Source organism: Mesorhizobium sp. B2-4-13, from assembly GCF_006658535.1.
Lineage (GTDB): Bacteria > Pseudomonadota > Alphaproteobacteria > Rhizobiales > Rhizobiaceae > Mesorhizobium > Mesorhizobium australicum.
Genome location: NZ_VFVB01000006.1, coordinates 130,173 through 153,960, shown reverse-complemented (window position 1 = coordinate 153,960; position 23,788 = coordinate 130,173). Strand labels below are relative to the sequence as shown.

The window sequence follows — 23,788 nt, the reverse complement described above, 5'->3', positions numbered from 1 at the left end:
CCTACCATCCAGCCACGCATTCCGATAGCGCCCGAATGCGGCTGGCGGCCTCGACCGAGCGCCGCAACTAGCCCGTTATGTAGCGCCACACCTCGGCATCCGGTTTGATCTGGCCCGACAGCACGAAGTATTTGTAGAGCACCAGCAGGGAGATCGTCTGCTCGGTCTGTTCGTCGTCGAATGTCCGGCAATAGGCGTTCGCAGCCGCGATGATGCGCTCCGCCTCCGCCGGATTCCGCTCGAAATAGGCGACGTGGTCCTCAAGGTTCGAGAAATCCGCCGCGAGCGGCACATAGTGGACGTTGGCTTCGAGCTGCCGCTCCGCAAACCATGTCTCATAGGTCGGCGGCGGCATCATGCAGAGCGACTTCGAATTCATGATCCATTTGAGATTGGTCGCCACGTCGTTGCCCTCGAGCGAGACGATGTAGCGATAGCGCTGGTGCTGGCTGATGCTGAGAAAAGGCCTGGCGTATTCGGGCGGTGCGTTCGGCTTGTGCGAACCGGCATCGCAGAACGGCAGGTCGCGCACAGCGTTCAGAAATCTTGTCCTGATCGGATTGTTGAGATCACCGCGCCAGACAACGGACGGCAGCTTGTCGGCGAACGACATCGCGTCAGCCGGCATCTGGAAATGACGAAACTTGTCGAGTTTCATGATGATCGCGTTCTTGTCGTCAGCACAGATTGGCCGGTCCTTGACGATCGAAGGCACCTTGGGGACATTCCTGACGTCGCCGAATTCCAGGTCGATGAGCAGGCCGGGATCGAAGTAGCGGGCGAACTCCTTCAGGTCGTAATAGTACATGGTCGGCGTGAAGGGCAGTTTGCCGATGCGCATGGCATCGGCGCTTGGCGCGAAACCATCCTGCAACTTGTTGTAGTAATTCAGCCTGCGGCGCGCCGCCTCACCGGAAAGCCTGGCCCTTTCGAGACGGCCAGCCAGCCGGGCACGAAACAACGCTTGCGGAGCGACATCGCGCGCGACGTTTCTCGCATAATAGAAAACTCTTGCTGCGGTCCGCGAAATTGTGGCCATCGGTCACTTGATCAAAACAAACGGGCGGTTCTCAATCCATGGCGCCCGCATGTCCTACATCATTGTGGCGCCGATCTGGCAAGCGCCCGCATCTCTTCGATGCCAGCAGCCACGCATTATCGCTTCGGCTGTTGTGTTTGACGGCTAATGCTCCTAGGCAGGCTCAGGGCCGCAAGGCAGTCACAAAAAGGAGCCGACATGGCGCGAGCACCAAACTACGATCAGGAACGCAAGGAGCGCGACCGCCAGAAAGCGGCCAAGAAGGCTGAAAAGCTGGCGGCCAAGGTTGCCGCGCGCGAACGTACGAAGCCTGAAACCGAGACTGAGACCGAAACGAAGGATTAACGGCATCCGGCCCGCTAATGCGGGCCGAGCCTCAAATCCAATTGTCAGCCCAAACCGCGAGCTAATATCAGGCTGGCGCCTTGTCGCTGATGAAGACATCCACTTCCCGCGCCGCGGCGATGAAAGCGCGCCTGGCATTCATCGCCGGCTTGTCGCCGGCGAGCGCGTCGTGACAGGCCTGCAGCGCCGCACGATGCTTGGGGCTGCGCTTGCCGGGCCAGTTGTTGAGGAGGTAATCGGAAGCCTCCCTTGCCGAACGCAAGAGCTGAGTGCTTCCCGCCGTGACGGATTTGACGGTCACAGGTGTTTCAAACCGGTTGTTTTCCATCGCCGCTCTTACGCCATCGGCTTCCTTGAAGCGAGGCCGAAAGTGCGCTTCACGTCAGACCCGTCTGTTTTTCCGGCCAGCGCGCCGCAGCGCATGGACCGCATTAAGCGGCGACGACGGCAAATCCCCTGGCGCGAAGGCCACGTCGGTCGTTGGCAAGCGACGTCACCAGCCGGTCACGGCTGCCGACGATGTGGGCCGACAGCAGCCGCGCGGCTTCATCAGCCTGACCGAGGCGTGTCGCGGCAAGAATGGCGCGATGTTCGACCCAGGCACGGCCAAGGGCCGTCTCGTCACGCACTTCCAGCCAGCGGGCGCGCGACAGACGCGTCATCGCGTCACGAACCGCCCGGAACAGGAATTCGTTGCCGGAGAGCCGCGCCAGCTCGATGTGAAAATCCATGCCGACACGATGCCACTCCTCGCGCGGCGTATTTTCGTCGCAGGAATCGAGCATCGCCTCGATGACATCGATGGCGCTCTTGTCGGCTTGCCCGCACGTCAGCCGCAATGCCGCGATCTCGACCGCCTCGCGATACACCGCAACCTGCTCGAGTTCGGCCAGGTTGATGGGCGAAACGGTCCAACCGCGCCCGTCCCTGCCGACCAGCCCCTCGGTCTCCAGCCGCAGCAGCGCCGCCCTGACAGGCGTGCGCGAGGCGCCGAATTGGCTTTCGATCCAGCGTTCGGTCAGCCGCTCTCCCGGCCCGATCTCGAGCGCCAGGATCATCTCGCGAAGCTGCCGTTCGACATTCTGCATCTGCGACATCGCGCGCCCTTTCCGAAGCCGCATTGACAGCGGCCGGCGTGAAGTTCATGACGGAGACCAATTTGGTATCCCAAAATGGTATCCGCAACAAGGGCTGATACCGGGCAGGCAGGGCATGACGCAGGAAGACACGCAGCAAAGCGGCTACAACATTCACTGGCGGCGCAATCTCGCGGTCTGTTTCGCGGGCTCGTTCAGCACGCTCATCGCCATGACCCTGCTGTTGCCATTCCTGCCGCTCTATGTCGAACAGCTCGGCGCACAGGGCCACGCGGCAATCGTGCAGTGGTCCGGCGTCGCTTATGGCGCCACCTTCTTCGCCGCGGCCACAGTAGCGCCGCTATGGGGGCGCCTGGGTGACCGCTACGGGCGCAAGGTGATGCTGGTGCGCGCCTCCTTCGGCATGGCGATCTGCATGTCGCTGACGGGCATGGTCGAGACGGTCTGGCAACTGGTTCTGCTGCGCCTGCTGATCGGCTTCGCGGGCGGCTATTCCTCCGGTTCAACCATACTGGTGGCCATGCAGACGCCGAAGGAGCGTTCCGGCTGGGCGCTTGGCGTGCTGTCGGCGGGCATTACGGCGGGCTCGCTGGTCGGTCCCCTGTTGGGCGGCGTGCTGCCGCCGGTGATCGGCATTCGCGCCACCTTCCTCTTGTCAGGTGGTGTGATCTTCCTCGCCTTCCTGGCAACGACCTTCCTCATCAAGGAGAGCCCGCGCCCGAAGCCAGCCAAACCGGTGTCGGCGGCAAAACCGAAAAGCGGCTGGTCGCAGATCCCGGACAAGCGCCCGGTCGTGGCCATGCTGACCACCGGCATGCTGCTCGCCTTCGCCACAATGTCGATCGAGCCGATCATCACCGTCTATGTGCAGCAGCTCATCGAGGACCAGAGCAGGGTGACGCTCGTCGCCGGCGTTGTGATGTCGGCCGCCGCGCTGGGCACCATCCTCTCGGCGTCTTGGCTCGGCAAGCTCGCGGACCGGATCGGGCACTGGAACGTTGTCGTGGGAGCACTGGCGGTTTCGGCGCTGCTGCTTATCCCGCAGGCTTTTGTCACCAATAGCTGGCAGCTTATCGGCCTGCGTTTCCTGATGGGCCTGGCGCTGGGCGGCCTCCTGCCCTGCATCACCAGTGTCATCAGGCACAACATCCCCGACGGCGTTGGCGGCAACGTGCTTGGCCTGGCGATCTCGGCGCAGTATGTCGGACAGGTCGCGGGGCCACTGGCCGGCGGTTTTGTGGGCGGCCATTTCGGCATGCCGGCGGTGTTTCTCGGCACGTCGGTGCTGATGGCGCTCGGGGCGGCCTACAACTGGATCGTCCAGTCGCGGCGGACGCGGCATATGGCGCTGGAAGCGCGCAAGCCCTGACGCTTGCTGAAGAAAGAAGGAGCACGCCGGCCATGAACCCCGATCCAAACGGCAGCCGCCTGCTCGTGCTTGCCGGCGGCCTCGTCGGCGCGGCGGGGGTGGCGCTTTCGGCGGCCGCCGCCCACCGCGGCGGCGCCTTTACCGGCACCGCCGCGTCGTTCCTGCTGATGCATGCGCCGGTCTTCCTCGCCATCGGCCTTATCGGCGCGAACCGCTGGCTGCGCATCGCCAGCCTCGTTCTGCTCGCCGGGCTGCTCCTCTTCGCGGGCGATCTTCTCGCCCGCGATTTCTGGGGCTCAAGGCTGTTTCCGATGTCGGCGCCGATCGGCGGCACCCTGCTCATTGCAGGCTGGCTGGCGATAGCGATCTCGGCCGTGGCACGTCCACGACCCTGAAATGATTGCTTGAGGTCAATCCCGGCGGCGTTCCGGGCGGACCCAAAGGGCACGGCCGCCAACAGCAGGTTTCACCCGCCGTCGCGCTTCCGGTCGCTCGGTGGCCGGTGCGATGCCCCAGTAGTTGCGGTAGATATCTTCGAACAGATGCTTGATGGGATGCATGACTCATCCTCCTTGTCTTTGAATCGATCCAATCGTCGGGCGCGAAAAAAGCCGGTTTGATCAGCTCCGCTTGCGCGCCACCAAGAAGCGAAGATCGCGAACCATGGGCCCGTCTCACCACGATGCCTGGCCTTGTTGGTGGCTGACCCGATATTCCAGTCGTTGCGGTAGATGTCGGCGAACAGGTAGTTGACGGGATGCATGGCGCTCCTCCTTTTTTGCTATTCAGCAGAACAAGCTGCCACTTGGATCGATTCAAATCTAGGATCGAAACCGGCGCAGGTCAAGCAAAATTTGAATCGATCCAACGAAAATACTAGATGCGGCGGAAGAACGTGCTACATGGATGTCAGGAGGCACGCGCAAATGGCGTCACTCACCGCAGGCAATCGACGACCCGTACGGCTGGCCGACATCGCCAAGGCCGCCGGTGTTTCGCACGGCACCGCGTCCAACGTATTCAGCCGCCCCGAGATCGTGCGCGAGGAAGTCCGCGAACGGGTTCGCGCCGCGGCCGAGGCAATGGGTTATGGCGGCCCCGATCCAAAGGGCAGGCTGCTGCGGGCCGGCAAGGTCAACGCCATCGGAGTGGCCACCGCCGAGCCCCTCTCCTATTTCTTCGACGATCCGTTTGCGCGCGTCATGATGGCGGGCATCTCGCAAGCTTGCGATGCGACCGGAGCCGGCATTTCCCTGGTCTCGGCCGCCAACAACGAGCAGCTTGCCTGGAACATCCAGAGCGCTCTGGTCGACGGCTTCATCGTCTTTTGCATCGAAGGTGGCTCGCGCCTGGTGGAGTTGGCACGTGAGCGCAAGCTGCCCTTCGTCGCGCTCGACCTCGACTCCGAGGACGGCTCGGTCGCCGCGATCGGAGTCGACAACATCGCCGGCGCCGGCATGGCGGCCCGCCATCTCACGGATCTCGGCCATCGCCGCTTCGCCGTCATGGCCCTCCCCTTCGCCGACAACAGGACGGGCCTTGTTTCGGCCGAACAGGTTCGGGCGGCAACGTATGCCGGGACGCGCGATCGCCTCACCGGCTATCTCCGGGAGCTTTCGCGGGTTGGCGTCGACATGTCCAAAGTGCCTGTCTACGAGACCGCCAACGACGTGGCGAGCACAAAGGCGGGGCTCGAGACCATCTTCGCTTCCGACACGCCGCCCACCGCCATTCTGGCCATGTCGGACAGAATAGCCCTGGTGGCGCTCGAATGGCTGAGCGCACGCGGGCTGAGCGTGCCTGACGACGTTTCCATCGTCGGCTTCGACGGTGTTCCGGAAGCAGCGGTGTCCGAGCCGCCATTGACCACGATCGCCCAGCCGATTGCCGAGATGGGCCGCCTTGCCGTCAGGGCGATCCTGGAGAGCGACGGGCCGGTCAGCCGGCATCAACTGCCGGTCGAACTGATCGTGCGAGCCTCGACGGCCTCGCCACGCGGCTGAACCGCACGGCCGAACCGCCTACCGATTGGCTCTTGCCATGGCAGTCCCCAAAGGCGCACGAACCGGCGCGGGAACCGTTTGGGCCGTGCGGGCCTTGCCCGAACCGCCGATGGTCGACAGCCATTCGAGATAGAAGGCGAGCGCGAACTGCATGGCGATGCCGGCCGATATCAGCAGGCTGTCATAGACGAGCCCGCCCGGATTGATCAGCTTCATCACCTGCGCGACCATGGCGATCACCGTGCCGGCGATGAAGACCGGCAGCGATCTTTTGCCCAGTATGGCCAGCGGATGGTCGGGGCTGGTGCGGAACAGGTCTGACACCGTCGGCAGGGCGACGACGAGGTAGCTGACCGCCAGGATGTGCAACAGCCGCGGCAACGACAGGAAGGTCTTGTCGAAGCCGCCGATCACCACCGGCAGGTTGAACCACGTTAACTGTCCCCAGAGCGGGCTATGCACCCACACCAGAGCCGCCAGCACATAGGTCGCGGCCGCGCCGACAAGCCAGCGGTTGACCGGAATGACACCGCCGCGCCTGACATGCAGCATGGCGGCAAGGCCGATGTTGAATAGGAACTGCCAGGACAACGGGTTGAGGAACCAGAAACCGGGCTCGGGGTAATTGGGCGGAGCGATCTCCCAAATTCCGGCAACCAGCCATAGCGTGCCGGACACGACAAGCGCCGCGGCGGGCCTGGAGCTGACGAACAGGACGAACGCCGGCGCCATCAAAAGCAGCGCTGCATAGACCGGCAGGATGTTGTTATAGCCGAGCTGATGGCCGAGCGTGACGATGCCGACCAGCACTTGCGGCGTGTTTTTCATCAAGGGCTCGATGTTGATGAGCGTCAGCAGTTCCGGCCGCCTGGCAAACACCGCCACGGCGCAGAACAGGGCCATCACCACCATCGTCGTGACGATGTGGGCGACGTAGAGCACGCCCGCCCGCCGCCACATTTTCAAGGTCGCCAGAAGCCGGCCACCCGGCCGGAACTTTGTGCCGTAGGCGAGTGCGACCGAAATGCCTGATATCAGCACGAACGCCTCGGCCGCGTCCGAAAAACCGAAATTCTTGTAGGTCAGGGTCTCGAAAGCCGTGCCCGGCACATGGTCGACGAAGATGGTGAGCAGTGCCAGCGCGCGCAGCACATCGATACGCGTGTCGCGTTCAAAGACACGCAAATCGCGATCTGGCGAAACAGGGGTAGTCATCGACAAAAGGCCTCAAAGCTGGTTGTTCATGTCCAGCAATGCGACCCCCGACGCACCGCTTCGATTCCTCCCACAGGGAGTGTATCGGCGCAGAAACGGGCCGGAATGAGCCTGGTTCAATCAACTTTCGCGGAGCATGAAAATATTGCGTTTTGAAGCCGGCAAATTGAGCGAAACCTCATATAATCAACGGGATGCGGTATGACTGGCGCCAGTGTCGAAAATGGCCCTCCGATGCTGGATCTAGCCTTTCCCTATCGCCTCCTCGGTGCCGGCAAAAGCGGCCGCGCGTGCCTGTTCCTGCTGCATGGATCGGGTGTCGACGAGACAAGCATGGTGCCGCTGGCGAGGCGCATCGCGCCCGACGCCCCCCTGATCGCGGTACGGGGCCGCATCCCGCAGGAGGACGGTTTTCGCTGGTTCGAGCGAATCACGCCGACGCGCTTCGGCCAGCAAAGCATCCGTGTCGAAACCGCCGCCTTCGCGGCATTCGCAAGCGAAGTCGCCGCGCGCCATGGGCTCGATCTCGCCCACGCGACATTCATTGGCTATTCGAACGGCGCCAATCTGGTTTCGAGCCTGATGCTGCTCCATCCCGGTATTGTCCGGAGCGCGGCGCTGCTGAGGCCAATGCCGGTGCTCGACAAGGTGCCTTCAACGGACCTCATGGGCACACGGACGCTGATCATTGCCGGGGCGGCGGACGAGACCTACGGGCCTTTCGCGTTGGCGCTGGTGACGCTGCTCAGCCGGCACGGTAGCGAGATCGACGCCCGGATCGTTCCATCAGGCCACGAAATCGGCGACCCGGACGCCGCGATCGTCGAGCGATGGCTGGCCGGAGCGGCACAGGGAGGCTGACCGCCTTTGCGACCGCTCGCTGCCCAATCAGCGTTCGGCCACCATTCGAACTTCTGCCCCGGCGATCAGCAGGGCGAGCCCGCTTTCAAACAGCGCCTCGTGTCCGCCGGCACGGTAGTGCACCAAGGCTTCATGCAAAAGCGGATGATCATGCGCCGCCGCATCCAGCGCTTCGCCACGCCCCGGACCTGACGGATTTTCGGCTTGCTCCTCCATGACACAGCCGACCGTGTAGCGGCCGACCGTCATCAGCAATTCCATGGCTGGAATCGCCGCCATGCCCTCGCCCGCCAGGAATTCCAGCAGCCGCTCGAAGTGCCCGAGCTCTTGCGGATCCGCTTCCGTGCCGGCGTGGACACGCGCGCCGTCGCGATAGGCAATCAGGGCGCTGCGAAAGCTGCGGGCATTCTTGCGCACGAAATCCTGCCAGGTCTCGCCGAGCCGTGGTGTTCGATGCCGATGGCCGCGCCGCAAGATCTCTTCGTTCATCGCGTCAAGCAAGGCGCGCTTGCTCCTGAAATGCCAGTAGAGTGCCGGCTGCTGCACCTTGAGCCGCTGCGCCAAAAGGCGGGTCGACAGCGCATCGATGCCAACCTCGTTGAGCAAGCCTAGCGCTTCGTCGACGATCATCGTCTTGTCCAGTTTCATGCGAATCCGTCTGGTCCTCCAGCTTGCGCCGTGAATTTATCAGTGATAAACCTTTCCTTATCAACGATAAATTCCTGAGTCCGATCGTGAAAAGAGCTTATCTCGTCGTCCTGATGGCGATGGCACTGGACGCCGTGGGCGTCGGGCTGATGATGCCGGTGCTGCCGGGCTTGCTGCGCACGGTCGGCCATGTCGACGATATCGGCTGGATTTTTGGCGCCTTCCTGTCGGCCTACGCCGCCATGCAGGTGCTTTTTTCGCCGCTGCTCGGCGCCCTGTCCGACCGCTACGGCCGTCGGCCGGTCTTGCTCGTCTCGCTCACGGGATCGATGGCGGACTATCTGTTCATGGCCTTCGCGCCAACACTGCCGCTGCTGTTCGTTGGCCGGCTGATCGCGGGCGTCACCGGCGCCAGCATGGCGATAGCTTCCGCCTACATGGCAGATATCAGCAGCCAGGATCGTCGTGCTCGGGGTTTTGGCCATCTCAACGCCGCCTTTGGCGTCGGCTTCATAGCCGGTCCGGCGCTCGGTGGCCTGCTTGGTGACGTTTGGCTACGCACGCCCTTCCTGGTTGCGGCAGCACTCAACGGGATCAACCTGGTACTGGCTTTCTTCCTGCTGCCGGAACCGAAGCGCGCGGGCGGCGCAAGCGAAATGCCGTCTTTCAACCCGCTGGCGCCGTTGCGTTGGGCGCTGACTTTCCCGGCCCTTTTGCCGCTGCTTGGTGCCTTCGCCGTTCTTGCCCTGGTCGGCGAAGTCGGCGGCACCATCTGGGTGCTCTATGTCCAAGGCAAATTCGCCTGGGACCTGTTCACCGTCGGCATCTCGTTGGCGCTGTTCGGGCTCTTCCATGCTGGAGCCCAGGGTTTTGTTGCCGGGCCGATCACCGAGCGCTGGGGCGAGAAAGCAGCGCTGATCATCGCCATCCTCGCCGACAGCACGGCCTATATATCGATAGCGCTGGCCTGGCAGGGCTGGATGGCCTTCGCCCTGCTGCCGCTGTTCTGTCTCGGCGGGATCGGAGCTCCGGCATTGCAGTCGCTGTTGACCTCACGCGTCGGCGCCGACCATCAGGGACGGCTGCAGGGCGTGCTCACCAGCATGACCAGCCTGGTCTCGGTGTTCGGGCCCTTCATCATCGCCATGCTCTATTTCCGCACGCGCACCGTCTTTCCCGGCACAGTCTGGATCGCGGGGGCGGCGCTTTATGTGCTGTGCCTGCCATTGCTCCTGCGAACCGGGTCATCTCCAGCCGTGCGGGAGGCCGCCGAATAGATATTTCTTGACGCTAGGCCGGAAGACGGCACTGTTCACCGCCGAAAACGGCCTCGGACTACCGTTTTCCACAGCGGCGACATATCACTGTCACAGGTTACCTATCGAGATGCTGTTACCGAGGGGAAGTCTGCATGGCCGACAAGAACAGCATCACTCTGCTCGACGACACTTCGACATTGCCGGCAATCGTAGCCGATCCGTCCGACATCGCCAGAATCGAAAGCACGATCGACGTCAGAGACCGTGCCGGCATTTCTGTCTATGGCGACCGTGCCCAGCAGGCAGTCAGCGACTATGCCGACAAGATATTGTCCCAGTTGCGCAACCGGGACCTCGGCGACACCGGCGATCTCCTGACCGACATCATCATGAAGGCCAAGAATCTCGATCCGGCCTCGCTCAAGGACCAGGGTTTCCTCAGCGGCCTGTTCTCCTCGTTCAAGGCGCGGCTCGAGCGCTTCAAGGAGAAATACGAGGACGTGGCGGGACAGATCGATCGCATCGGCCTCGAACTCGACCGTCACAAGGACACGCTGCGGCGCGACATTGCCGTGCTCGACGACCTCCATGAGCAGACCAAGGGCTCCATCCTCAAGCTCGATGCCTATGTGCAGGCCGGCAAGAAATTCGTCGATGACTACCGCGCCAACGAGTTGCCGAAGCTGAAGGCCGCGGCGGATACCGCTAGCGGCGACACTGGAGGCACGCTGGAGGCGCAAACCTATCAGGACGCCGTGCAGGCGCTCGACCGCCTGGAAAAGCGGATCTTCTACCTGGTGCAGGCGCGCCAGCTCGGCATCCAGCAATTGCCGCAGATCCGCATCGTCCAGTCGGGCGACGAGACGCTGATCGAGAATTTGCAAGCAACCTCGGCGCTGACCGTGCCGGCATGGAAGCAGAAGATGGTCATCCTGCTTGGGCTGACCAACCAGAAGTCGGCGCTCGAACTGCAAAAGACCGTGACCGACGCAACCAACGAGATGATCCGCCAAACGTCGAAAATGATGAAGGACCAGGCGATTTCGGTCGAGGAACAGGCGCAGCGCGGCATCGTCGACGTCGAGACACTGGCGCAGGCCAATCGCGATCTCATCGACACGGTACAAGGTGTGCTGAAAGTCCAGCAGGAGGGCCGCCAGAAGCGGGCCGACGCCGAAAAACAGATGGACCAGATGACGATCGACTTGAAGAAAGCGCTGACCCGGTCCTGATCGGAACCGCCATGCCTAAGACGCTGACGTCCGTTCTGCTGCTCGCCTTCGCGATGTTTTTGACGGCCTGCAATTCCAGCCAAGTCCAATTCTCGATCGTCTCCGGCTCCGAGAATACGGTGCTGGAGCCGATCGTCCAGGAATTCTGCGCCAAGCAAGGCGCGACCTGCACCATTTCCTATCAAGGCTCGCTCGACATCGGGCTCGGACTGCAAAAGCCTGGCGGCCTCGACAAGGATGCGGTTTGGCCGGCCTCCAGCGTCTGGGTCGACCTGTTCGACAGCGGCCGCAAGGTGCGCAACCTGACGTCGATCGCGCAGATGCCGGTCATTCTGGGCGTGCGCAAATCCAAGGCCACCGAACTCGGCTGGGTCGGCAAGCCGGTCTTCATGAAGGACATCCTGGCCGCGGTGAAGGACGGCAAGCTGAAATTCCTGATGACGTCGGCGACGCAGTCCAATTCGGGCGCCAGCGCCTATCTCGCCATGCTGTCCAGCGCGCTCGGCGGCAAGCAGGTGATCGAGCCGGGCGACCTCGACAATCCCGCCGTGCACGACACAGTAAGTGCCTTGCTGCAAGGCGTCGAGCGTTCGTCCGGTTCGTCGGGCTGGCTCGCCGATCTTTACGTCGACAGCGCCGGCAAGGGCACCGTCTACGACGCGATGTGGAACTACGAGGCGACGCTGAAGGAGACCAACGACAAACTCAAGCAGATGGGCAACGAGCCGCTCTATGCCATCTATCCGGCCGACGGCGTCGCTGTCGGCGACTCGCCGCTGGGTTTCATCGATCATGGACGCGGAGCCGATGTCGAAAAATTCTTCACCGACCTTCTCGCCTATCTGCAGTCGGACGCGGCACGCAAACGCATCGCCGATACCGGTCGGCGGCTGCCGCTCGGCGGCGCGGCCATCCAGGCCGCCGCCGAGCCGGATTGGAATTTTGATCCCGGCAAGCTGGTGACGTCGATCCGCATGCCGGAGCCGGCCGTGATCCGCAAGGCGCTCGACCTCTACCAGGAGGCCTTGCGCAAGCCTTCGCTGACGGCGCTGTGCTTCGATTTTTCCGGCTCGATGGAAGACCAGGGCGAGAAACAGTTGCAGGCCGCCGCCCAATTCCTGTTCACGCCGGAAAAGGCAAGCGAGGTGCTGGTGCAATGGACGCCGTCCGACCACATCTTCGTGCTGCCTTTCGACGCTGTCGTGCGCGACACATTCGAGGCGAAAGGCGACTCGGCGGGCCAGAGCGAGCTGCTGGCGGACGTTGCCCAGCAACGCGCCGGCGGCGGCACCGATATGTATGCCTGTGCCGACCAGGCCCTGCAGAAGATCGTTGCCACGGCGGATCTTTCGAAATACCTCCCGGCCATCGTCATCATGACCGATGGCCGCACCGATGGCGGCGCGGACCTGTTTCTCGCTCACTGGCGCAACGCCGCCGTGCGCGTGCCGGTCTTCGGCGTCACCTTCGGCGACGCCGACAAGAGCCAGCTCGACAGTCTCGCCAAGGCGACGTCGGCACGGGTCTTCGATGGCAGCGGCGATCTGGCCGGCGCCTTCCGCGCCGCGCGCGGCTACAATTAGAGCCTGCCGGGATGCGTGGCTTGTTCGGCAATGACTGGAACTGGATCGCGGCGGGCGGGATATCTGCGGTGTTGCTTGTCGGCTTGGGTTTTCTGACCCAGTTCCCGTTCCTGGTGTCGGCCATCATCGCGGCCCTCGTCTTTGCCGGACTGGTGTTCGTGCTGGCGCCGCGACAGCTTTTCGAAGGGCTCGACCTCAGCACCCTCAGCGGCAGCAAAGTGGCCTTCGCCCGCGAACTCCTGGCGCAAGCGCAGCCAGCCGCGGACCGGCTGTCGGCAACGGCCGGTTCGATCGCCGATAAGGACATGAAAGCCAAGGTGAAGAATCTGTCCGACATCGCCGCCGACGTGATTTCCAAAGTCGAGACGAAGCCGGAAACCGCGCCCTCGGTGCGGCGTTTCCTCACCTACTACGTGCCGCAGGCGGCGGAAGTGGCGGAAGGCTACGCGACGCTGGCGAACCGGCGTGCACCCAGCCAGGTCCGGCTCGCCAATGTCGGCGCCGTCATCACCAAGCTTCAGGACGCCTTCGTGCATTATGCCGACAGCCTGGCCGACAGCGAACTTGGCACGCTCGACGTCGACCTGCGACTCATTCAGGAGTCGTTGAAAGAGGATATCGGACGCTGATGGCCATTTCGCGCCGCGCTTTCGGACTGGGTCTGCTGGGTGCCGCCGCTGCCGGCACCGGCGGCTATTTGACGCTGAAGGATCGTCCCGAGTTCCGTGGCTATCTTGGCAACAAAGCGCATCTGTTCGGCTTCATCGGCGGCGAGAAGCAGGCATTCCTGGCCGATCCGGACGTCGTGCATGCGCTTGGCGGCTACGGGCTGGAACTCGATGCGCGTGTCGCCGGTTCCGTGGAGATGGTGCGCGAGCCGGCATTGCTCACCCAAAAACCGCAATTCCTGTGGCCCTCTTCCTCGATCATGGTCGACCTCGCGCGCAAGAGCGGTGTCTCGATCCGCAACGACCAGGTCGTGCTCAACTCCCCGATCGTCGTCTACACCTGGGGACCTGTAGTCGAAGGGCTGAAGAAGAGCGGGCTGGTCACGGTCGCCGCCAAGGGCGGCTACAACCAGCTCGATCTCAAGGCCTTGCTCGACGCCATTCTGGCCGGCAAGAACTGGGCCGATCTCGGCATTGACGAGCTTTATGGCCGCGCCCGCATCGTCTCCACCGATCCCAACCGCTCCAACTCCGGTTTCATGTTCGCCGGCCTGGTGCTCAGCCTGATGAGCGGCGACGTGGCGACCCAGGAACTGCTTGCCCAGCACGGCGACCAGGCCAAGGCGATCTTCCGCAGCATGGGGCTGAAGACGTCCTCGTCGGGAAAGCTGTTCGACCAATACATCGCCGGCGGTCTCGGTGCCGAGCCGATGGTGGTGGGTTATGAGAACCAACTGGTGGAATGGGCGCTCGCCGATCCCGCGCGCTGGCAAAGGGTGCAGGCCGGCATGGGCGCCAAGCCCGAGATTCTCTACCCCAGGCCAACCGTCTATTCGGCGCATCCGCTGATCGTCGTCGACCCCTCGGTCGACAGGCTGCTGGAAGCGCTGACCAGCCCAAAGCTGCAAGAGCTTGCCTGGTCGAAACACGGTTTTCGCGGGCCGCTCGGCACCGTCAGCGGCGGCGCCGATGCCGCGATCGCCGGCGTGCGGCCGGCGGAAATCGAGGCGGTGCTGCCGATGCCCTCTGCCGACGTGATGCTGGCGCTGCTGTCGCAGTTGGAAGGCTGATCTACCCTCTTCCCATCCTGTTCCAGGCGTCGAGGCCGGCGATCTTGTAGGCTTCCGCCAGCGTCGGATAGTTGAAGGTGTTGTTGACGAAGAAGTCGACCGTGCCGCCGAGATTGATCACCGCCTGGCCGATATGAATGAGTTCGGTGGCGCCCTCGCCGACAATGTGCGCGCCGAGCAGGCGCCGCGTCTCGATGGAGAACAACAGCTTCAGGAAGCCCGTGTCGACGCCCATGATGTGGCCGCGCGACGTCTCACGGAAGCGCGCGACGCCAACCTCATAGGCGCCGCCGCTTTGGCGTACCTGCTCCTCGGACTGGCCGACCGTCGAGATCTCCGGCACCGCATAGATGCCGTAGGGAAAGGTTTCCGGCGGCGCGGGCAGGGTCACGCCAAAGGCATGGCAGGCGGCCACCCTGCCCTGCTCCATGGAGGTCGAGGCGAGGCTTGGAAAACCGATGACGTCGCCGGCCGCGTAGATGTTCGGCACGCTGGTCTGGAAAGTCTGGGGATCGACCTTGATGCGGCCCCTGGAGTCGGCTTCGATGCCGACCACGTCGAGGCCGAGGCTGCCGACATTGCCGGTGCGGCCGGCGGCGTAGAGCACGACCTCGGAGCGGATGGTGCGGCCATCGGCCAGTTCCACTTCGGCGGCATCCGGCTTGGAGCGGATTTCCTTGACCGCGCTGCCCAGTCTTATCGTCATGCCGCGGTCGCGCATCTGGTGGATGAAATCGTCGACGATCTCCCGGTCGACGAAATCGAGGATGGAGTTGCGCGGCTCGACCAGCGTCACCGGTACGTCGAGCGCGGAAAAGATCGTGGCGTATTCGACACCGATGACGCCGGCGCCGATCACCGTCAGCGTGCGTGGCAGGCGGTCGAGTTCAAGCATTTCGTCGCTGTCGAAGACACGGGTCTTGTCGAAGGGCACGTCGGCCGGCCGATGCGGCCTGGTGCCCACGGCGATCAGTGCGTTGGCGAAACCGACTTCGCTGTAGTCGCCATTGTCCGATGTCAGGCTGACCTTGTTGGGGCCGAGAAATTTCACCGCCGCGCGCGCGCTTTTGACCGTGTTGCGCATGAACTGGTGCTGCAGCACCTCGACCTCGTGGTCGAGCGTCTTGTGCAGGCGCTCGATCAGGTCGCCGACCGAGATATCCTGCTTGACCCGATAGCCGCGTCCATAGAAGCCGCGCTCGCGCCAGCCCGAGAGGTTGAGCACCGTTTCGCGCAGCGTTTTGGAAGGAATGGTGCCGGTGTGCACCGAGACGCCGCCAAGGCGCCGGCCCCGGTCGACCACCAGCACCGATTTGCCGAGTTTGGCCGATTGCACGGCAGCGCGGCGGCCGGAAGGGCCGCTGCCGATGACCAGCATGTCGTAGTCCATATTGCCCCGTCCCCTCGGCGTCTTGTTGCGCCGCAGCAAGCTAACGCCATCCGTGCTGCAAATTCAACCGCTTCGGCCCCTCGGCCCGTCCTGTCCCGCCTGGCGCCGCGGCGAAACGGTCCGATCTTGATTCCGCCACGAGCCTTCACCATTTCTGGTGCGGTGGGCGCAGGCTAAGCAGGCCCCTGTTACGAGGAAATGACATGAACGCTCGCGTTCTCGACGGCGAAATCATCAACACCCGGCTCGACGATGTCAGGGCTTTTGAAGGCGTGCGCACAAGGCGCATCCTGGCTTTCGTGCTCGACTATCTGATCGTTGGCCTGCTGAGCATTCCGGTCGCCATCCTGGTGTTCTTCCTCGGGCTCTTGACCCTCGGCCTGGGCTGGATGCTGTTCGGCGTCCTGGTGCCGGCAGTCGCCATCCTCTACATCTGGAACACGTTGGGCAGCGCCGACCAGGCCACCACGGGCATGAAGATGATGGGCATCCGCCTCGACCGTCTCGACGGCACCCGCATCGACGGGCTGACCGCGGTCGTCCATTCCGTATTGTTCTGGGCCGGGAACGTCATCCTGTCGCCGCTGGTCCTGCTGGTGACCCTGTTCTCGGACCGCAAGCGCACGCTGCACGATCTTTTGCTCGGCACTGTCGTCAGCCGCACCGGCCGCTGAAACCGCCCTCAAGCACAGCCGCAGCCCTCTTGAGCGCAAATGTGAAGGTGTTGAGTTGCCCACACCTTCACAATCCTGTTGAATTTTTCGCCGCCGGAGCCAAAGGTAGAGCGATTCGAAGGAGTGTTTCCAAGTCTCGATGACGCAGCACCCGACCCAGTCGCCGCAGTTCTTCCTGACCGCGCCGTCGCCGTGCCCCTATCTCGACGGCCAGTTCGAGCGCAAGGTGTTCACGCATCTGGTCGGCGACAAGGCCTCGGAGATGAACGACCTGCTCACGCAAGGCGGCTTCCGGCGCTCGCAGAACATCGCCTACAGACCAGCCTGCGAGACCTGCCGCGCCTGTGTGTCGGTGCGTATCCTGGCACAGGAGTTCACCGCCAGCCGCAACATGAAGCGCGTGCTGCAGCACAATTCCGACCTCGTCGGCGCCATGCACAACGCCGAGCCCTCGACCGAACAATATTCACTGTTTCGCGGCTATCTCGATGCCCGCCACCGCCGCGGCGGCATGTCCGACATGACGGTGCTCGACTACGCCATGATGGTCGAGGATACCCATGTCGACACCAAGGTGATCGAATACCGGCGGCGCGGACCCGACACCTTCATCACCGGCAAAGGCCAAGGTGAACTCATAGCGGTGGCGCTCACCGACAAGATGGCCGACGGCTTGTCGATGGTTTATTCCTATTTCAATCCCGATTTCGAAAGCCGCTCGCTCGGCACGTTCATGATCCTCGACCATATCGCCCGTGCCAAGGCGATGGGGCTGCCCCATGTCTACCTGGGCTACTGGGTCAATGGTTCGCGCAAGATGAATTATAAGATGCGCTTCATGCCGCAGGAGCATCTCGGCCCAAAAGGCTGGGAGCGCTATACCAACGAAGCGGTCTGACGCTGAGTTTTCCCCCGATCCACGCTTAAACTGTTTCAAGGCAGGGGATGCTGGTCTTTCAGCCGCTCGGCTGGAGAGAGTGCGCGCTTGCGCCGACCGGCCGCCTGCAATTCAATTGCGAAAGTTCCTGCATGTCCTCTCACCATGATCACCAGAAGGGCCTTCTGATAACCGCCATCGGCGGACTGATACTGACCGTCGACATACCGTTGATCCGCCTTGCGGATGGCGGCGCGTGGACCATCCTTTTGCTGCGAACCGGAACCACCTTCATCGCCGCGATGATCATCTGGTCGGTCTGGCGCGCGCTGAGCCGGAATGTCCCGCCGCTTATCCCCGGCTGGTCCGGGCTGATCGTGGCGATATGCTATGGGCTGACCTCGATCACCTTCGTTACCGCGGTCTTCCACACCTCGACCGCCGACCTGGTGTTCATCCTGGCCTTCAACACCGTCTTCGCCGCACTCTTGTCCTGGATATTCCTACGGGAAAGGCCGGGAGCGGTGACGATCGCGGCCATGCTGGTCATGATCCTCGGCGTGCTGGTCATCGTCGGCGGTTCGGTTGGCAGCGGCAAGCTGTTCGGTGATTTCATGGCGCTGTGCTCGGCTTTCTTCATCGCGGTCGCGATCACCCTCTCGCGCGCCAGCGGCAAGGACATGGGATTCACCTCGCTGATCGGCGTCCTTCTGCCGCTTGGGCTGGCCGCTTTCATGGTGACGGGCGAAGGCTTTCACGTGAACGCGCCATGGTGGATCATTTTCAACGGCGCCGTCATCATGCCGATCTCGTTCTTCTGCCTCGCCGCCGGGCCGAAATACATTTCAGGACCGGAAGTGGCGATGTTCTACCTGCTCGAAACCGTGCTGGCGCCGATCTGGGTGTGGATGATCTTTGCCGAGACGCCGACCCGCAACAGCCTGATCGGCGGCGGCATCCTGATCGTCACGCTGGTCGCCCATTCGCTCTGGCAGTTGCATGATGGGCGCAAGCGGCGCGGCGACCTCGCGGTGCACCATCCGGCGTAGAGGTCGAGATCAGGCGCTGGCTTTCTTGACCACGCTGGGCTCGGGCAGGACCTCGATTTGTGGACCGGCTTCGATCTCATTCGGCGGCGCGATCTCGTCGGCCAGTTCCACCTCGCGCAGCCACTCGCGCCAGATCGCGACCAGCAGCGCCATCAGCACCGGGCCGATGAACAGGCCGAGAAAACCCATGGTCTTGACGCCGCCGATCAAACCGAAAAAGGTCGGCAGGAAGGGCAGTTTTATCGGGCCGCCGACGAGCTTGGGGCGCAACGTCTTGTCGACGACGAACAACTCGACCGTGCCCCAGATGAACAGCGCCAGGCCGGCCATCGGCGAGCCGCTGGCGGCGAGGTAGATCGAGACCAATGTGAAGGACAATGGCGCACCGCCTGGGATGAGCGCCATGACGCCGGTCAGCGCGCCGAGCGTCACCGGCGACGGCACACCGGCCAGCCAGTAGGCGATGCCCAGCACCAGTCCCTCGCCGATGGCGATTACCGTCATGCCGGTCACGGTCGAGGAAATGGTCGCCGGCACGACGCGCGAGATCCGTTCCCAGCGGGTGGGCAGGATGCGCTCGCCGAGGCGGTCGATCTGGCCGGCGAAATTCTCGCCGTCGCGATAGGCGAAAAACAGGGCGATCATCATGAACAGCAGCGTCAGAAAGAGGCTGAAAGCGCTGCCGCCGGCGGCGAGCGCACCGCGGTAGATGCTGCCTATATTGGCGCCGCTGACCAGCTGGATCAGTTCGCCGATGCCGCCGGGATGGCCGAGATTGGTCGTCCACTGCTCGTTCAGCCACTCACCCACCACAGGCAGGGTGGCGATCCAGTGCGGCGTCACCGCACCGTGGCGGTTGGTCTCTATCGCCCAGCCGACCCATTCGCGCACCTCGTTGATGGCGTAGGTGCCGGCAAGCGCGATCGGTATCACCAGGAAGGCCAGGATGAACAGGATGGCAAATGTGGCGGCGATGGTTCGGTTGCCGCCGACGCCGACCAGCAGCCGTCGGTAGAGCGGCCAGCTGGCGAAGGCGATAACGAGGGCGGCCAGCACCGGGAACAGGAAGCCGTGGAAAAAATAGACGCCGGCGGCAACGATCAGCACCAGCAGCCAGCGCGCCGCCGAGAGCGGCGGTATGACGGCCGAACGAAGCGGTGTGGACAGCCCGAAGAGGCGCTGCTGCCGTTCCGGCTTCTGGATCTTTGCTTCCTTCAAACGCCCTGTTCTCCCCGGCCCATCCGGTCAGTTATGCACCGATATAGTGCAGCAATCGTGACGATACTCCAAATGGTGATGGCGGAGCTGCCAATCTCCGCCTCGTGGGGAATCTCATGCAGGACAGAGGGGGGCGTGAACTTCTGATCTGATCTTAAGGACCGAGAATTGCGAGAGGTGTAGCCAGCCATTTGATGCGCTGGCGGGACAGCGCCTCCTCTGGCCAGCCGGCCATTTCCCCCACGAGGGACGAGATCGGCAGCTTCTAGCCGAACTTCCCAGTCCTTGGGAATCCCTTAGGCACCATCCGTCCCGCCGACGCCCGGGTGCCGATCCATTCAGCCAATTCCTCGCGCGACCGGGTGAAGGTACGGTCGGCCGAATCCTGCCAGGAGAGACCGGTTTCCAGCGTGAACGGCTTGAGGTCGAGCAGGCCGCCGTCCTTGTATTTCTGCAGCCGCACACCCTTGCCGCGACCCATCTCCGGAATTTCCGAGAGCGCGAACACCAGCATCTTGCGGTTCTCGCCAACGATGGCCAGGTGATCGCCGGTGACCGGCACGCAGCGCTTGGCCTCGTCCGGCGCCTTGACGTTCATCACCTGCTTGCCCTTGCGGGTGTTGGCGACCACCTCTTCCTCGGGAACGATGAAGCCGTTGGCGTCGAAAGAGGCGAGCAGCAGCTTGCGCTTGGGATCGTGGACGAAGGCGGTGACGATGTCCTGGTCATTGTCCATGTCGACGATGATGCGGATCGGCTCGCCATGGCCGCGGCCGCCCGGCAGCCGGTCGGCGCCGATCGTGTAGAACTTGCCGCCGGTCGTGAAGACCAGAACCTTGTCCGTCGTCTGGGCATGGAAGGCGAGCTTGAGGCTGTCGCCCTCCTTGAAGGTCAGCGTCGAAAAATCGGCCAGATGGCCCTTCATCGCCCGCAGCCAGCCTTTTTCCGAAACCACCACGGTGACCGGCTCGCGCTCGATCATGGCGTGCGCGATATCGGTCAGGTCGTGCTCGGGCGCGTCGGCGAACTGCGTGCGGCGCTTGCCGATCTCGGTCTCCGGACCGAACTTGTCGCGAACCTGAGTGACTTCCCACTTGATGGTCGACCACTGCTTGGCATCGGACGCCAGCAGTGCCTCGATCTGCTTCTTCTCCGCGGTCAGGCCGTCGAATTCCTTGCGGATCTCGAATTCTTCCAGCTTGCGCAAGGCGCGCAGCCGCATGTTGAGGATCGCTTCGGCCTGGGTGTCGGTGAGCGACCAGCGGGCCATCATGACCTGCTTGGGCTCATCCTCCTCGCGGATGATCCTGATCACCTCGTCGATGTTGAGATAGGCGATCAGGTAGCCGGCAAGGATTTCCAGCCGCCTCTCGATCTCGCCGAGGCGAAATTTCGAGCGACGGATGAGGACGTCGCGGCGGTGGTCCAGCCATTCCTGCAGCACGCCCTTCAGCGACAGCACGTTGGGCACCTTGCCGCGCGACAGCACATTCATGTTGAGCGGGAAACGGCTTTCGAGCTCGGTCAGCTTGAACAGCGATTCCATCAGGATGCCTGGGTCGACCGAACGGCTCTTCGGCACCAGCACGACGCGGATGTCCTCGGCGCTTTCGTCCCTGATATCCTCGAGCAGCGGCAGCTTGCGGGCCATCAACAGCTCGGCGATCTTCTCGATCAGCCGCGCCTTCTGCACCCCATAGGGGATTTCGGTAACGACAATGCTCCAGGTGCCCCTGCCCTGGTCTTCCTGGTTCCATTTCGACCGCACGCGAAACCCGCCGCGGCCGGTCTCATAGGCTTCGAGGATCGAGGCACGGCTGTCGACGATGATGCCGCCGGTCGGAAAATCCGGGCCCTGGACGAAATCCATCAGCTTCGCCACCGGCGCATCACGATGCTCGATCAGATGCAGCGCCGCGTCGCAGAGCTCGGCGGCATTGTGCGGCGGGATCGAGGTCGCCATGCCAACCGCGATGCCGGACGAGCCGTTGGCCAAGAGATTGGGGAAGGCACCGGGGAGCACGACCGGCTCCTCGTCTTCTTCATTGTAGGTCGGCCGATAGTCGACCGCGTCTTCGGTGATGCCGGCAAGCAGGTCGGTCGCCACGTCGGTCATACGCGCTTCGGTGTAGCGCATGGCGGCGGCGTTATCGCCGTCGATGTTGCCGAAATTGCCCTGGCCGTCGACCAAGGGGTAGCGCATCGAAAAATCCTGCGCCAGCCGCACCAGCGCATCATAGATCGACTGGTCGCCATGCGGGTGGAACTTGCCCATCACCTCGCCGACGATACGAGCGCATTTGGCGAACCCCTGGTCGGGGTTGAGGCGCAACAGGCGCATGGCGTGCATGATGCGGCGATGGACCGGCTTCAGTCCGTCGCGCACATCCGGGAGCGCCCGGTGCATGATGGTCGACAAAGCATAGGCGAGATAGCGCTCTTCCAGCGCCTTCTTCAGGTCGACCGGTTCGATATGATCGCCGCCGCCATTGTCAGGCGGCAAAAGCCTTTTTCCCATGGGCTGCACCTAGCCGAGCGGGTGATTCGCGGCAAGAGGCGCGCACCGGGCCAGTCGATTTGCGCGCAATTCTGCAACAGAAAACCGCAAGGTCGAGGTTGCCGGCCAACATCAATCTGTTACATGCCGCATCTATTGCGAAGCACGCTGGCGGCCCGACCTTCATGCCAAATTCACTGCATTCTCCAATAGCGTTCGGATCGGGTTTGCCTTTCAGCGCGATTTTCGACCATTGTGCCGGGACACGCCTTTTTCCCGTCCAGTTCGTCACGGAATGGTGATGGCGCAAAGAATTGAAAAATAATTTCAGGACACTCTCAGGGACCTTGCGATGACAATCAACCGCTCAACTCTCCGGAAATTCGCACTTTCGACCTTCTTGCTCACGCTGCCGCTGAATGCGGCCCTTGCCCAGGACGCGGCGGTCGCGGACCGGCTGAAGGCAGCACTCTCCGCCCAGGGCGTCGACATCTCTTGGACCGGCGTGACCGGCGACAAAACCAGCATGATACTGCAGGGCGTGTCGGTGAAACCGGCCGCGGAAAAGGAAGCGCTGACGATCGGCGACGTCAAGCTCGAGAACATCACCGAAGCCAATGGCGGCTATGATATCGGCACCGTGTCGACCTCGGCCTTCGAACACAGCAAGGACGGCGTCACCCTGGATCTCAGCCCCTTCGTCATCCACGACATGACGGTGCCGGCCGACGGCTCCACCAGCCCGCTTGGCTCGCTGATGATGTACAAATCCGCTGAACTCTCGAACATGACGGTCAAGGTCGCCGACAAGACCGCTTTTTCGATGGACGGGCTTGCCATCCAGATCACGCCGCCCGCCGACGGCAAGGCGATGGAATTCACCGCCAACACGGAGAAATTCACGGCCGATCTCTCGCTGGTCGAGGACCCCAAGTCCAAGGAGGTCATCAACGCGCTCGGCTACCAGAACATTTCGGGCAATCTTGAAATGGCCGGCACCTGGCAGCCGTCGGACGGCAAGATGGAGTTGTCGAAATACGACATCTCCGTCGAGAATGCCGGCACGCTCGGCATGACCTTCGACCTTGGCGGCTACACGATCGACTTCATCAAGTCGCTGCAGGAAATGCAGAAGAAGATGGCCGCACAGCCGGAAGGCGCCGACAATTCGGCGCAAGGCATGGCCATGCTCGGCCTGTTGCAGCAGCTTTCGTTCAACAGCGCATCGATCCGCTTCGACGACGATTCGCTGACCGGCAAGGTGCTGGACTATGTCGGCAAGCAGCAGGGCATGTCGGCCAAGGACATCGCCAACCAAGCCAAGGCAATCGTGCCGTTCGGCATGGCGCAGCTCAACAATCCCGAGCTGACGGCCCAGGTTACGGCGGCGGTCAGCAAATATCTCGACGATCCGAAGAGTCTCGAAATCTCGGCCGAGCCGCCGGCATCGGTGCCGTTCGCGCTGATCATGGCGGGCGCCATGTCCAACCCGCTCGACCTGCCGAAGACGCTCGGCGTCAGCGTCAAGGCGAACGAGGACTGATCGAATTAGCTGCCTTCTCCCCGTCACTATACGGGAGAAGGTGCCGGCAGGCGGATGAGGGGCAGCGCCGACGCTTGCGAATATGAATTCCAGTCTGAAACGATTGCCTGTCAGAAGGCCTCGGCTGCTACGATCGCTCGCAAATCGCCAG

At 63.0% G+C, this 23,788-nt stretch carries 23 protein-coding genes; 14 read left to right on the top strand and 9 right to left on the bottom strand.

Features of this window, described 5'->3' with window-relative positions:
* Positions 1-67: 67 nt before the first annotated feature.
* Complete coding sequence (locus FJ936_RS17950; RefSeq protein WP_015318262.1) at positions 68-1,039, bottom strand: glycosyl transferase family 90; 972 nt, start codon at positions 1,037-1,039, stop codon at positions 68-70.
* Positions 1,040-1,237: 198 nt separating this feature from the next.
* On the opposite strand from FJ936_RS17950, the gene FJ936_RS17945 reads away from it, so the two are divergent.
* Complete coding sequence (locus tag FJ936_RS17945) at positions 1,238-1,384, top strand: hypothetical protein (RefSeq protein WP_015318263.1); 147 nt, start codon at positions 1,238-1,240, stop codon at positions 1,382-1,384.
* Positions 1,385-1,451: 67 nt separating this feature from the next.
* On the opposite strand, the gene FJ936_RS17940 is transcribed toward FJ936_RS17945, so the two are convergent.
* Positions 1,452-1,712: a DUF982 domain-containing protein gene (locus FJ936_RS17940; RefSeq protein ID WP_015318264.1), complete on the bottom strand. Its 261-nt coding sequence runs from the start codon at positions 1,710-1,712 to the stop codon at positions 1,452-1,454.
* A 103-nt stretch (positions 1,713-1,815) separates the two neighbouring features.
* Entirely contained in the window at positions 1,816-2,481 is a 666-nt protein-coding gene (locus FJ936_RS17935; RefSeq protein ID WP_015318265.1) for a GntR family transcriptional regulator, read from the bottom strand.
* 115 nt (positions 2,482-2,596) lie between these two features.
* On the opposite strand from FJ936_RS17935, the gene FJ936_RS17930 reads away from it, so the two are divergent.
* Both FJ936_RS17930 and FJ936_RS17925 read left to right on the top strand, forming a co-directional pair.
* A complete protein-coding gene (locus tag FJ936_RS17930; protein ID WP_140617069.1) occupies positions 2,597-3,850 on the top strand; it encodes a multidrug efflux MFS transporter in 1,254 nt (417 codons plus the stop codon).
* Positions 3,851-3,882: 32 nt separating this feature from the next.
* Complete coding sequence (locus FJ936_RS17925) at positions 3,883-4,245, top strand: DUF423 domain-containing protein (RefSeq protein WP_015318267.1); 363 nt, start codon at positions 3,883-3,885, stop codon at positions 4,243-4,245.
* Between the two features lie 15 nt (positions 4,246-4,260).
* Here the strand turns inward: FJ936_RS17925 and FJ936_RS30520 are convergent, their stop codons facing one another.
* Positions 4,261-4,410, bottom strand: a complete 150-nt coding sequence (locus tag FJ936_RS30520; protein WP_015318268.1) for a hypothetical protein — start codon at positions 4,408-4,410, stop codon at positions 4,261-4,263.
* Between the two features lie 366 nt (positions 4,411-4,776).
* Here FJ936_RS30520 and FJ936_RS17920 point away from each other — a divergent pair, with 366 nt between their 5' ends.
* Positions 4,777-5,853, top strand: coding sequence for a substrate-binding domain-containing protein (locus FJ936_RS17920; RefSeq protein ID WP_140787653.1), 1,077 nt, complete (start codon positions 4,777-4,779; stop codon positions 5,851-5,853).
* Positions 5,854-5,871: 18 nt separating this feature from the next.
* Here the strand turns inward: FJ936_RS17920 and FJ936_RS17915 are convergent, their stop codons facing one another.
* On the bottom strand, positions 5,872-7,068 hold the full coding sequence (locus FJ936_RS17915) for an OpgC family protein (protein WP_140787655.1): 1,197 nt from the start codon (positions 7,066-7,068) through the stop codon (positions 5,872-5,874).
* Between the two features lie 201 nt (positions 7,069-7,269).
* On the opposite strand from FJ936_RS17915, the gene FJ936_RS17910 reads away from it, so the two are divergent.
* Positions 7,270-7,929: an alpha/beta hydrolase gene (locus tag FJ936_RS17910; protein ID WP_140617073.1), complete on the top strand. Its 660-nt coding sequence runs from the start codon at positions 7,270-7,272 to the stop codon at positions 7,927-7,929.
* 27 nt (positions 7,930-7,956) lie between these two features.
* Here FJ936_RS17910 and FJ936_RS17905 read toward each other — a convergent pair whose 3' ends face one another.
* On the bottom strand, positions 7,957-8,577 hold the full coding sequence (locus tag FJ936_RS17905; RefSeq protein WP_140787657.1) for a TetR/AcrR family transcriptional regulator C-terminal domain-containing protein: 621 nt from the start codon (positions 8,575-8,577) through the stop codon (positions 7,957-7,959).
* Positions 8,578-8,690: 113 nt separating this feature from the next.
* Between FJ936_RS17905 and FJ936_RS17900 the strand changes: the two genes are divergently transcribed.
* From FJ936_RS17900 to FJ936_RS17880, 5 genes are all read left to right on the top strand, one after another.
* Positions 8,691-9,854, top strand: coding sequence for a TCR/Tet family MFS transporter (locus tag FJ936_RS17900; RefSeq protein ID WP_140787701.1), 1,164 nt, complete (start codon positions 8,691-8,693; stop codon positions 9,852-9,854).
* Between the two features lie 134 nt (positions 9,855-9,988).
* Positions 9,989-11,068, top strand: a complete 1,080-nt coding sequence (locus FJ936_RS17895; protein WP_141906842.1) for a toxic anion resistance protein — start codon at positions 9,989-9,991, stop codon at positions 11,066-11,068.
* Between the two features lie 53 nt (positions 11,069-11,121).
* Entirely contained in the window at positions 11,122-12,651 is a 1,530-nt protein-coding gene (locus FJ936_RS17890; RefSeq protein WP_246680497.1) for a substrate-binding domain-containing protein, read from the top strand.
* An 11-nt stretch (positions 12,652-12,662) separates the two neighbouring features.
* Entirely contained in the window at positions 12,663-13,280 is a 618-nt protein-coding gene (locus FJ936_RS17885) for a 5-bromo-4-chloroindolyl phosphate hydrolysis family protein (protein WP_140661926.1), read from the top strand.
* Positions 13,280-14,389, top strand: coding sequence for a hypothetical protein (locus FJ936_RS17880; RefSeq protein WP_140787661.1), 1,110 nt, complete (start codon positions 13,280-13,282; stop codon positions 14,387-14,389). The genes FJ936_RS17885 and FJ936_RS17880 overlap by 1 nt, the downstream gene beginning before the upstream one ends.
* A 1-nt stretch (position 14,390) precedes the next feature.
* Here FJ936_RS17880 and sthA read toward each other — a convergent pair whose 3' ends face one another.
* Positions 14,391-15,779, bottom strand: a complete 1,389-nt coding sequence (gene sthA, locus FJ936_RS17875; protein ID WP_141906841.1) for a Si-specific NAD(P)(+) transhydrogenase — start codon at positions 15,777-15,779, stop codon at positions 14,391-14,393.
* Positions 15,780-15,982: 203 nt separating this feature from the next.
* On the opposite strand from sthA, the gene FJ936_RS17870 reads away from it, so the two are divergent.
* The 3 genes from FJ936_RS17870 to FJ936_RS17860 all read left to right on the top strand — a co-directional run bounded on the left by FJ936_RS17870 (position 15,983) and on the right by FJ936_RS17860 (position 18,379).
* Positions 15,983-16,453, top strand: a complete 471-nt coding sequence (locus tag FJ936_RS17870) for an RDD family protein (RefSeq protein WP_015318274.1) — start codon at positions 15,983-15,985, stop codon at positions 16,451-16,453.
* Positions 16,454-16,592: 139 nt separating this feature from the next.
* A complete protein-coding gene (locus tag FJ936_RS17865) occupies positions 16,593-17,351 on the top strand; it encodes an arginyltransferase (protein WP_015318275.1) in 759 nt (252 codons plus the stop codon).
* Positions 17,352-17,482: 131 nt separating this feature from the next.
* The gene (locus FJ936_RS17860; protein ID WP_140787665.1) at positions 17,483-18,379 is read left to right on the top strand and encodes a DMT family transporter; all 897 of its coding nucleotides are present in this window, start codon (positions 17,483-17,485) and stop codon (positions 18,377-18,379) included.
* Between the two features lie 9 nt (positions 18,380-18,388).
* Here FJ936_RS17860 and FJ936_RS17855 read toward each other — a convergent pair whose 3' ends face one another.
* Positions 18,389-19,597, bottom strand: a complete 1,209-nt coding sequence (locus tag FJ936_RS17855) for an AI-2E family transporter (protein WP_140787667.1) — start codon at positions 19,595-19,597, stop codon at positions 18,389-18,391.
* Positions 19,598-19,862: 265 nt separating this feature from the next.
* Positions 19,863-22,115 carry a DNA topoisomerase IV subunit A gene (gene parC / locus FJ936_RS17850; RefSeq protein ID WP_140787669.1) on the bottom strand — a complete coding sequence of 751 codons (2,253 nt, stop codon included), beginning with the start codon at positions 22,113-22,115 and terminating at the stop codon, positions 19,863-19,865.
* 331 nt (positions 22,116-22,446) lie between these two features.
* On the opposite strand from parC, the gene FJ936_RS17845 reads away from it, so the two are divergent.
* Positions 22,447-23,637, top strand: a complete 1,191-nt coding sequence (locus FJ936_RS17845) for a hypothetical protein (protein WP_141906840.1) — start codon at positions 22,447-22,449, stop codon at positions 23,635-23,637.
* The last annotated feature ends 151 nt before the right edge of the window (positions 23,638-23,788 follow it).

Excerpts from the sequence above, each read along its gene's own strand:
- FJ936_RS17880 (WP_140787661.1), top strand. The coding sequence starts at position 13,280 with ATGGCCATTTCGCGCCGCGCTTTCGGACTGGGTCTGCTGGGTGCCGCC.
- FJ936_RS17925 (WP_015318267.1), top strand. The coding sequence starts at position 3,883 with ATGAACCCCGATCCAAACGGCAGCCGCCTGCTCGTGCTTGCCGGCGGC.
- FJ936_RS17890 (WP_246680497.1), top strand. The coding sequence starts at position 11,122 with ATGTTTTTGACGGCCTGCAATTCCAGCCAAGTCCAATTCTCGATCGTC.
- FJ936_RS17930 (WP_140617069.1), top strand. The coding sequence starts at position 2,597 with ATGACGCAGGAAGACACGCAGCAAAGCGGCTACAACATTCACTGGCGG.
- FJ936_RS17865 (WP_015318275.1), top strand. The coding sequence starts at position 16,593 with ATGACGCAGCACCCGACCCAGTCGCCGCAGTTCTTCCTGACCGCGCCG.
- FJ936_RS17950 (WP_015318262.1), bottom strand. The coding sequence starts at position 1,039 with ATGGCCACAATTTCGCGGACCGCAGCAAGAGTTTTCTATTATGCGAGA.
- FJ936_RS17905 (WP_140787657.1), bottom strand. The coding sequence starts at position 8,577 with ATGAAACTGGACAAGACGATGATCGTCGACGAAGCGCTAGGCTTGCTC.
- FJ936_RS17915 (WP_140787655.1), bottom strand. The coding sequence starts at position 7,068 with ATGACTACCCCTGTTTCGCCAGATCGCGATTTGCGTGTCTTTGAACGC.
- FJ936_RS17935 (WP_015318265.1), bottom strand. The coding sequence starts at position 2,481 with ATGTCGCAGATGCAGAATGTCGAACGGCAGCTTCGCGAGATGATCCTG.
- FJ936_RS17895 (WP_141906842.1), top strand. The coding sequence starts at position 9,989 with ATGGCCGACAAGAACAGCATCACTCTGCTCGACGACACTTCGACATTG.
- FJ936_RS17885 (WP_140661926.1), top strand. The coding sequence starts at position 12,663 with ATGCGTGGCTTGTTCGGCAATGACTGGAACTGGATCGCGGCGGGCGGG.
- FJ936_RS30520 (WP_015318268.1), bottom strand. The coding sequence starts at position 4,410 with ATGCATCCCATCAAGCATCTGTTCGAAGATATCTACCGCAACTACTGG.
- FJ936_RS17945 (WP_015318263.1), top strand. The coding sequence starts at position 1,238 with ATGGCGCGAGCACCAAACTACGATCAGGAACGCAAGGAGCGCGACCGC.
- FJ936_RS17920 (WP_140787653.1), top strand. The coding sequence starts at position 4,777 with ATGGCGTCACTCACCGCAGGCAATCGACGACCCGTACGGCTGGCCGAC.
- FJ936_RS17900 (WP_140787701.1), top strand. The coding sequence starts at position 8,691 with ATGGCGATGGCACTGGACGCCGTGGGCGTCGGGCTGATGATGCCGGTG.
- FJ936_RS17845 (WP_141906840.1), top strand. The coding sequence starts at position 22,447 with ATGACAATCAACCGCTCAACTCTCCGGAAATTCGCACTTTCGACCTTC.
- FJ936_RS17870 (WP_015318274.1), top strand. The coding sequence starts at position 15,983 with ATGAACGCTCGCGTTCTCGACGGCGAAATCATCAACACCCGGCTCGAC.
- FJ936_RS17940 (WP_015318264.1), bottom strand. The coding sequence starts at position 1,712 with ATGGAAAACAACCGGTTTGAAACACCTGTGACCGTCAAATCCGTCACG.
- sthA (WP_141906841.1), bottom strand. The coding sequence starts at position 15,779 with ATGGACTACGACATGCTGGTCATCGGCAGCGGCCCTTCCGGCCGCCGC.
- parC (WP_140787669.1), bottom strand. The coding sequence starts at position 22,115 with ATGGGAAAAAGGCTTTTGCCGCCTGACAATGGCGGCGGCGATCATATC.
- FJ936_RS17910 (WP_140617073.1), top strand. The coding sequence starts at position 7,270 with ATGACTGGCGCCAGTGTCGAAAATGGCCCTCCGATGCTGGATCTAGCC.
- FJ936_RS17860 (WP_140787665.1), top strand. The coding sequence starts at position 17,483 with ATGTCCTCTCACCATGATCACCAGAAGGGCCTTCTGATAACCGCCATC.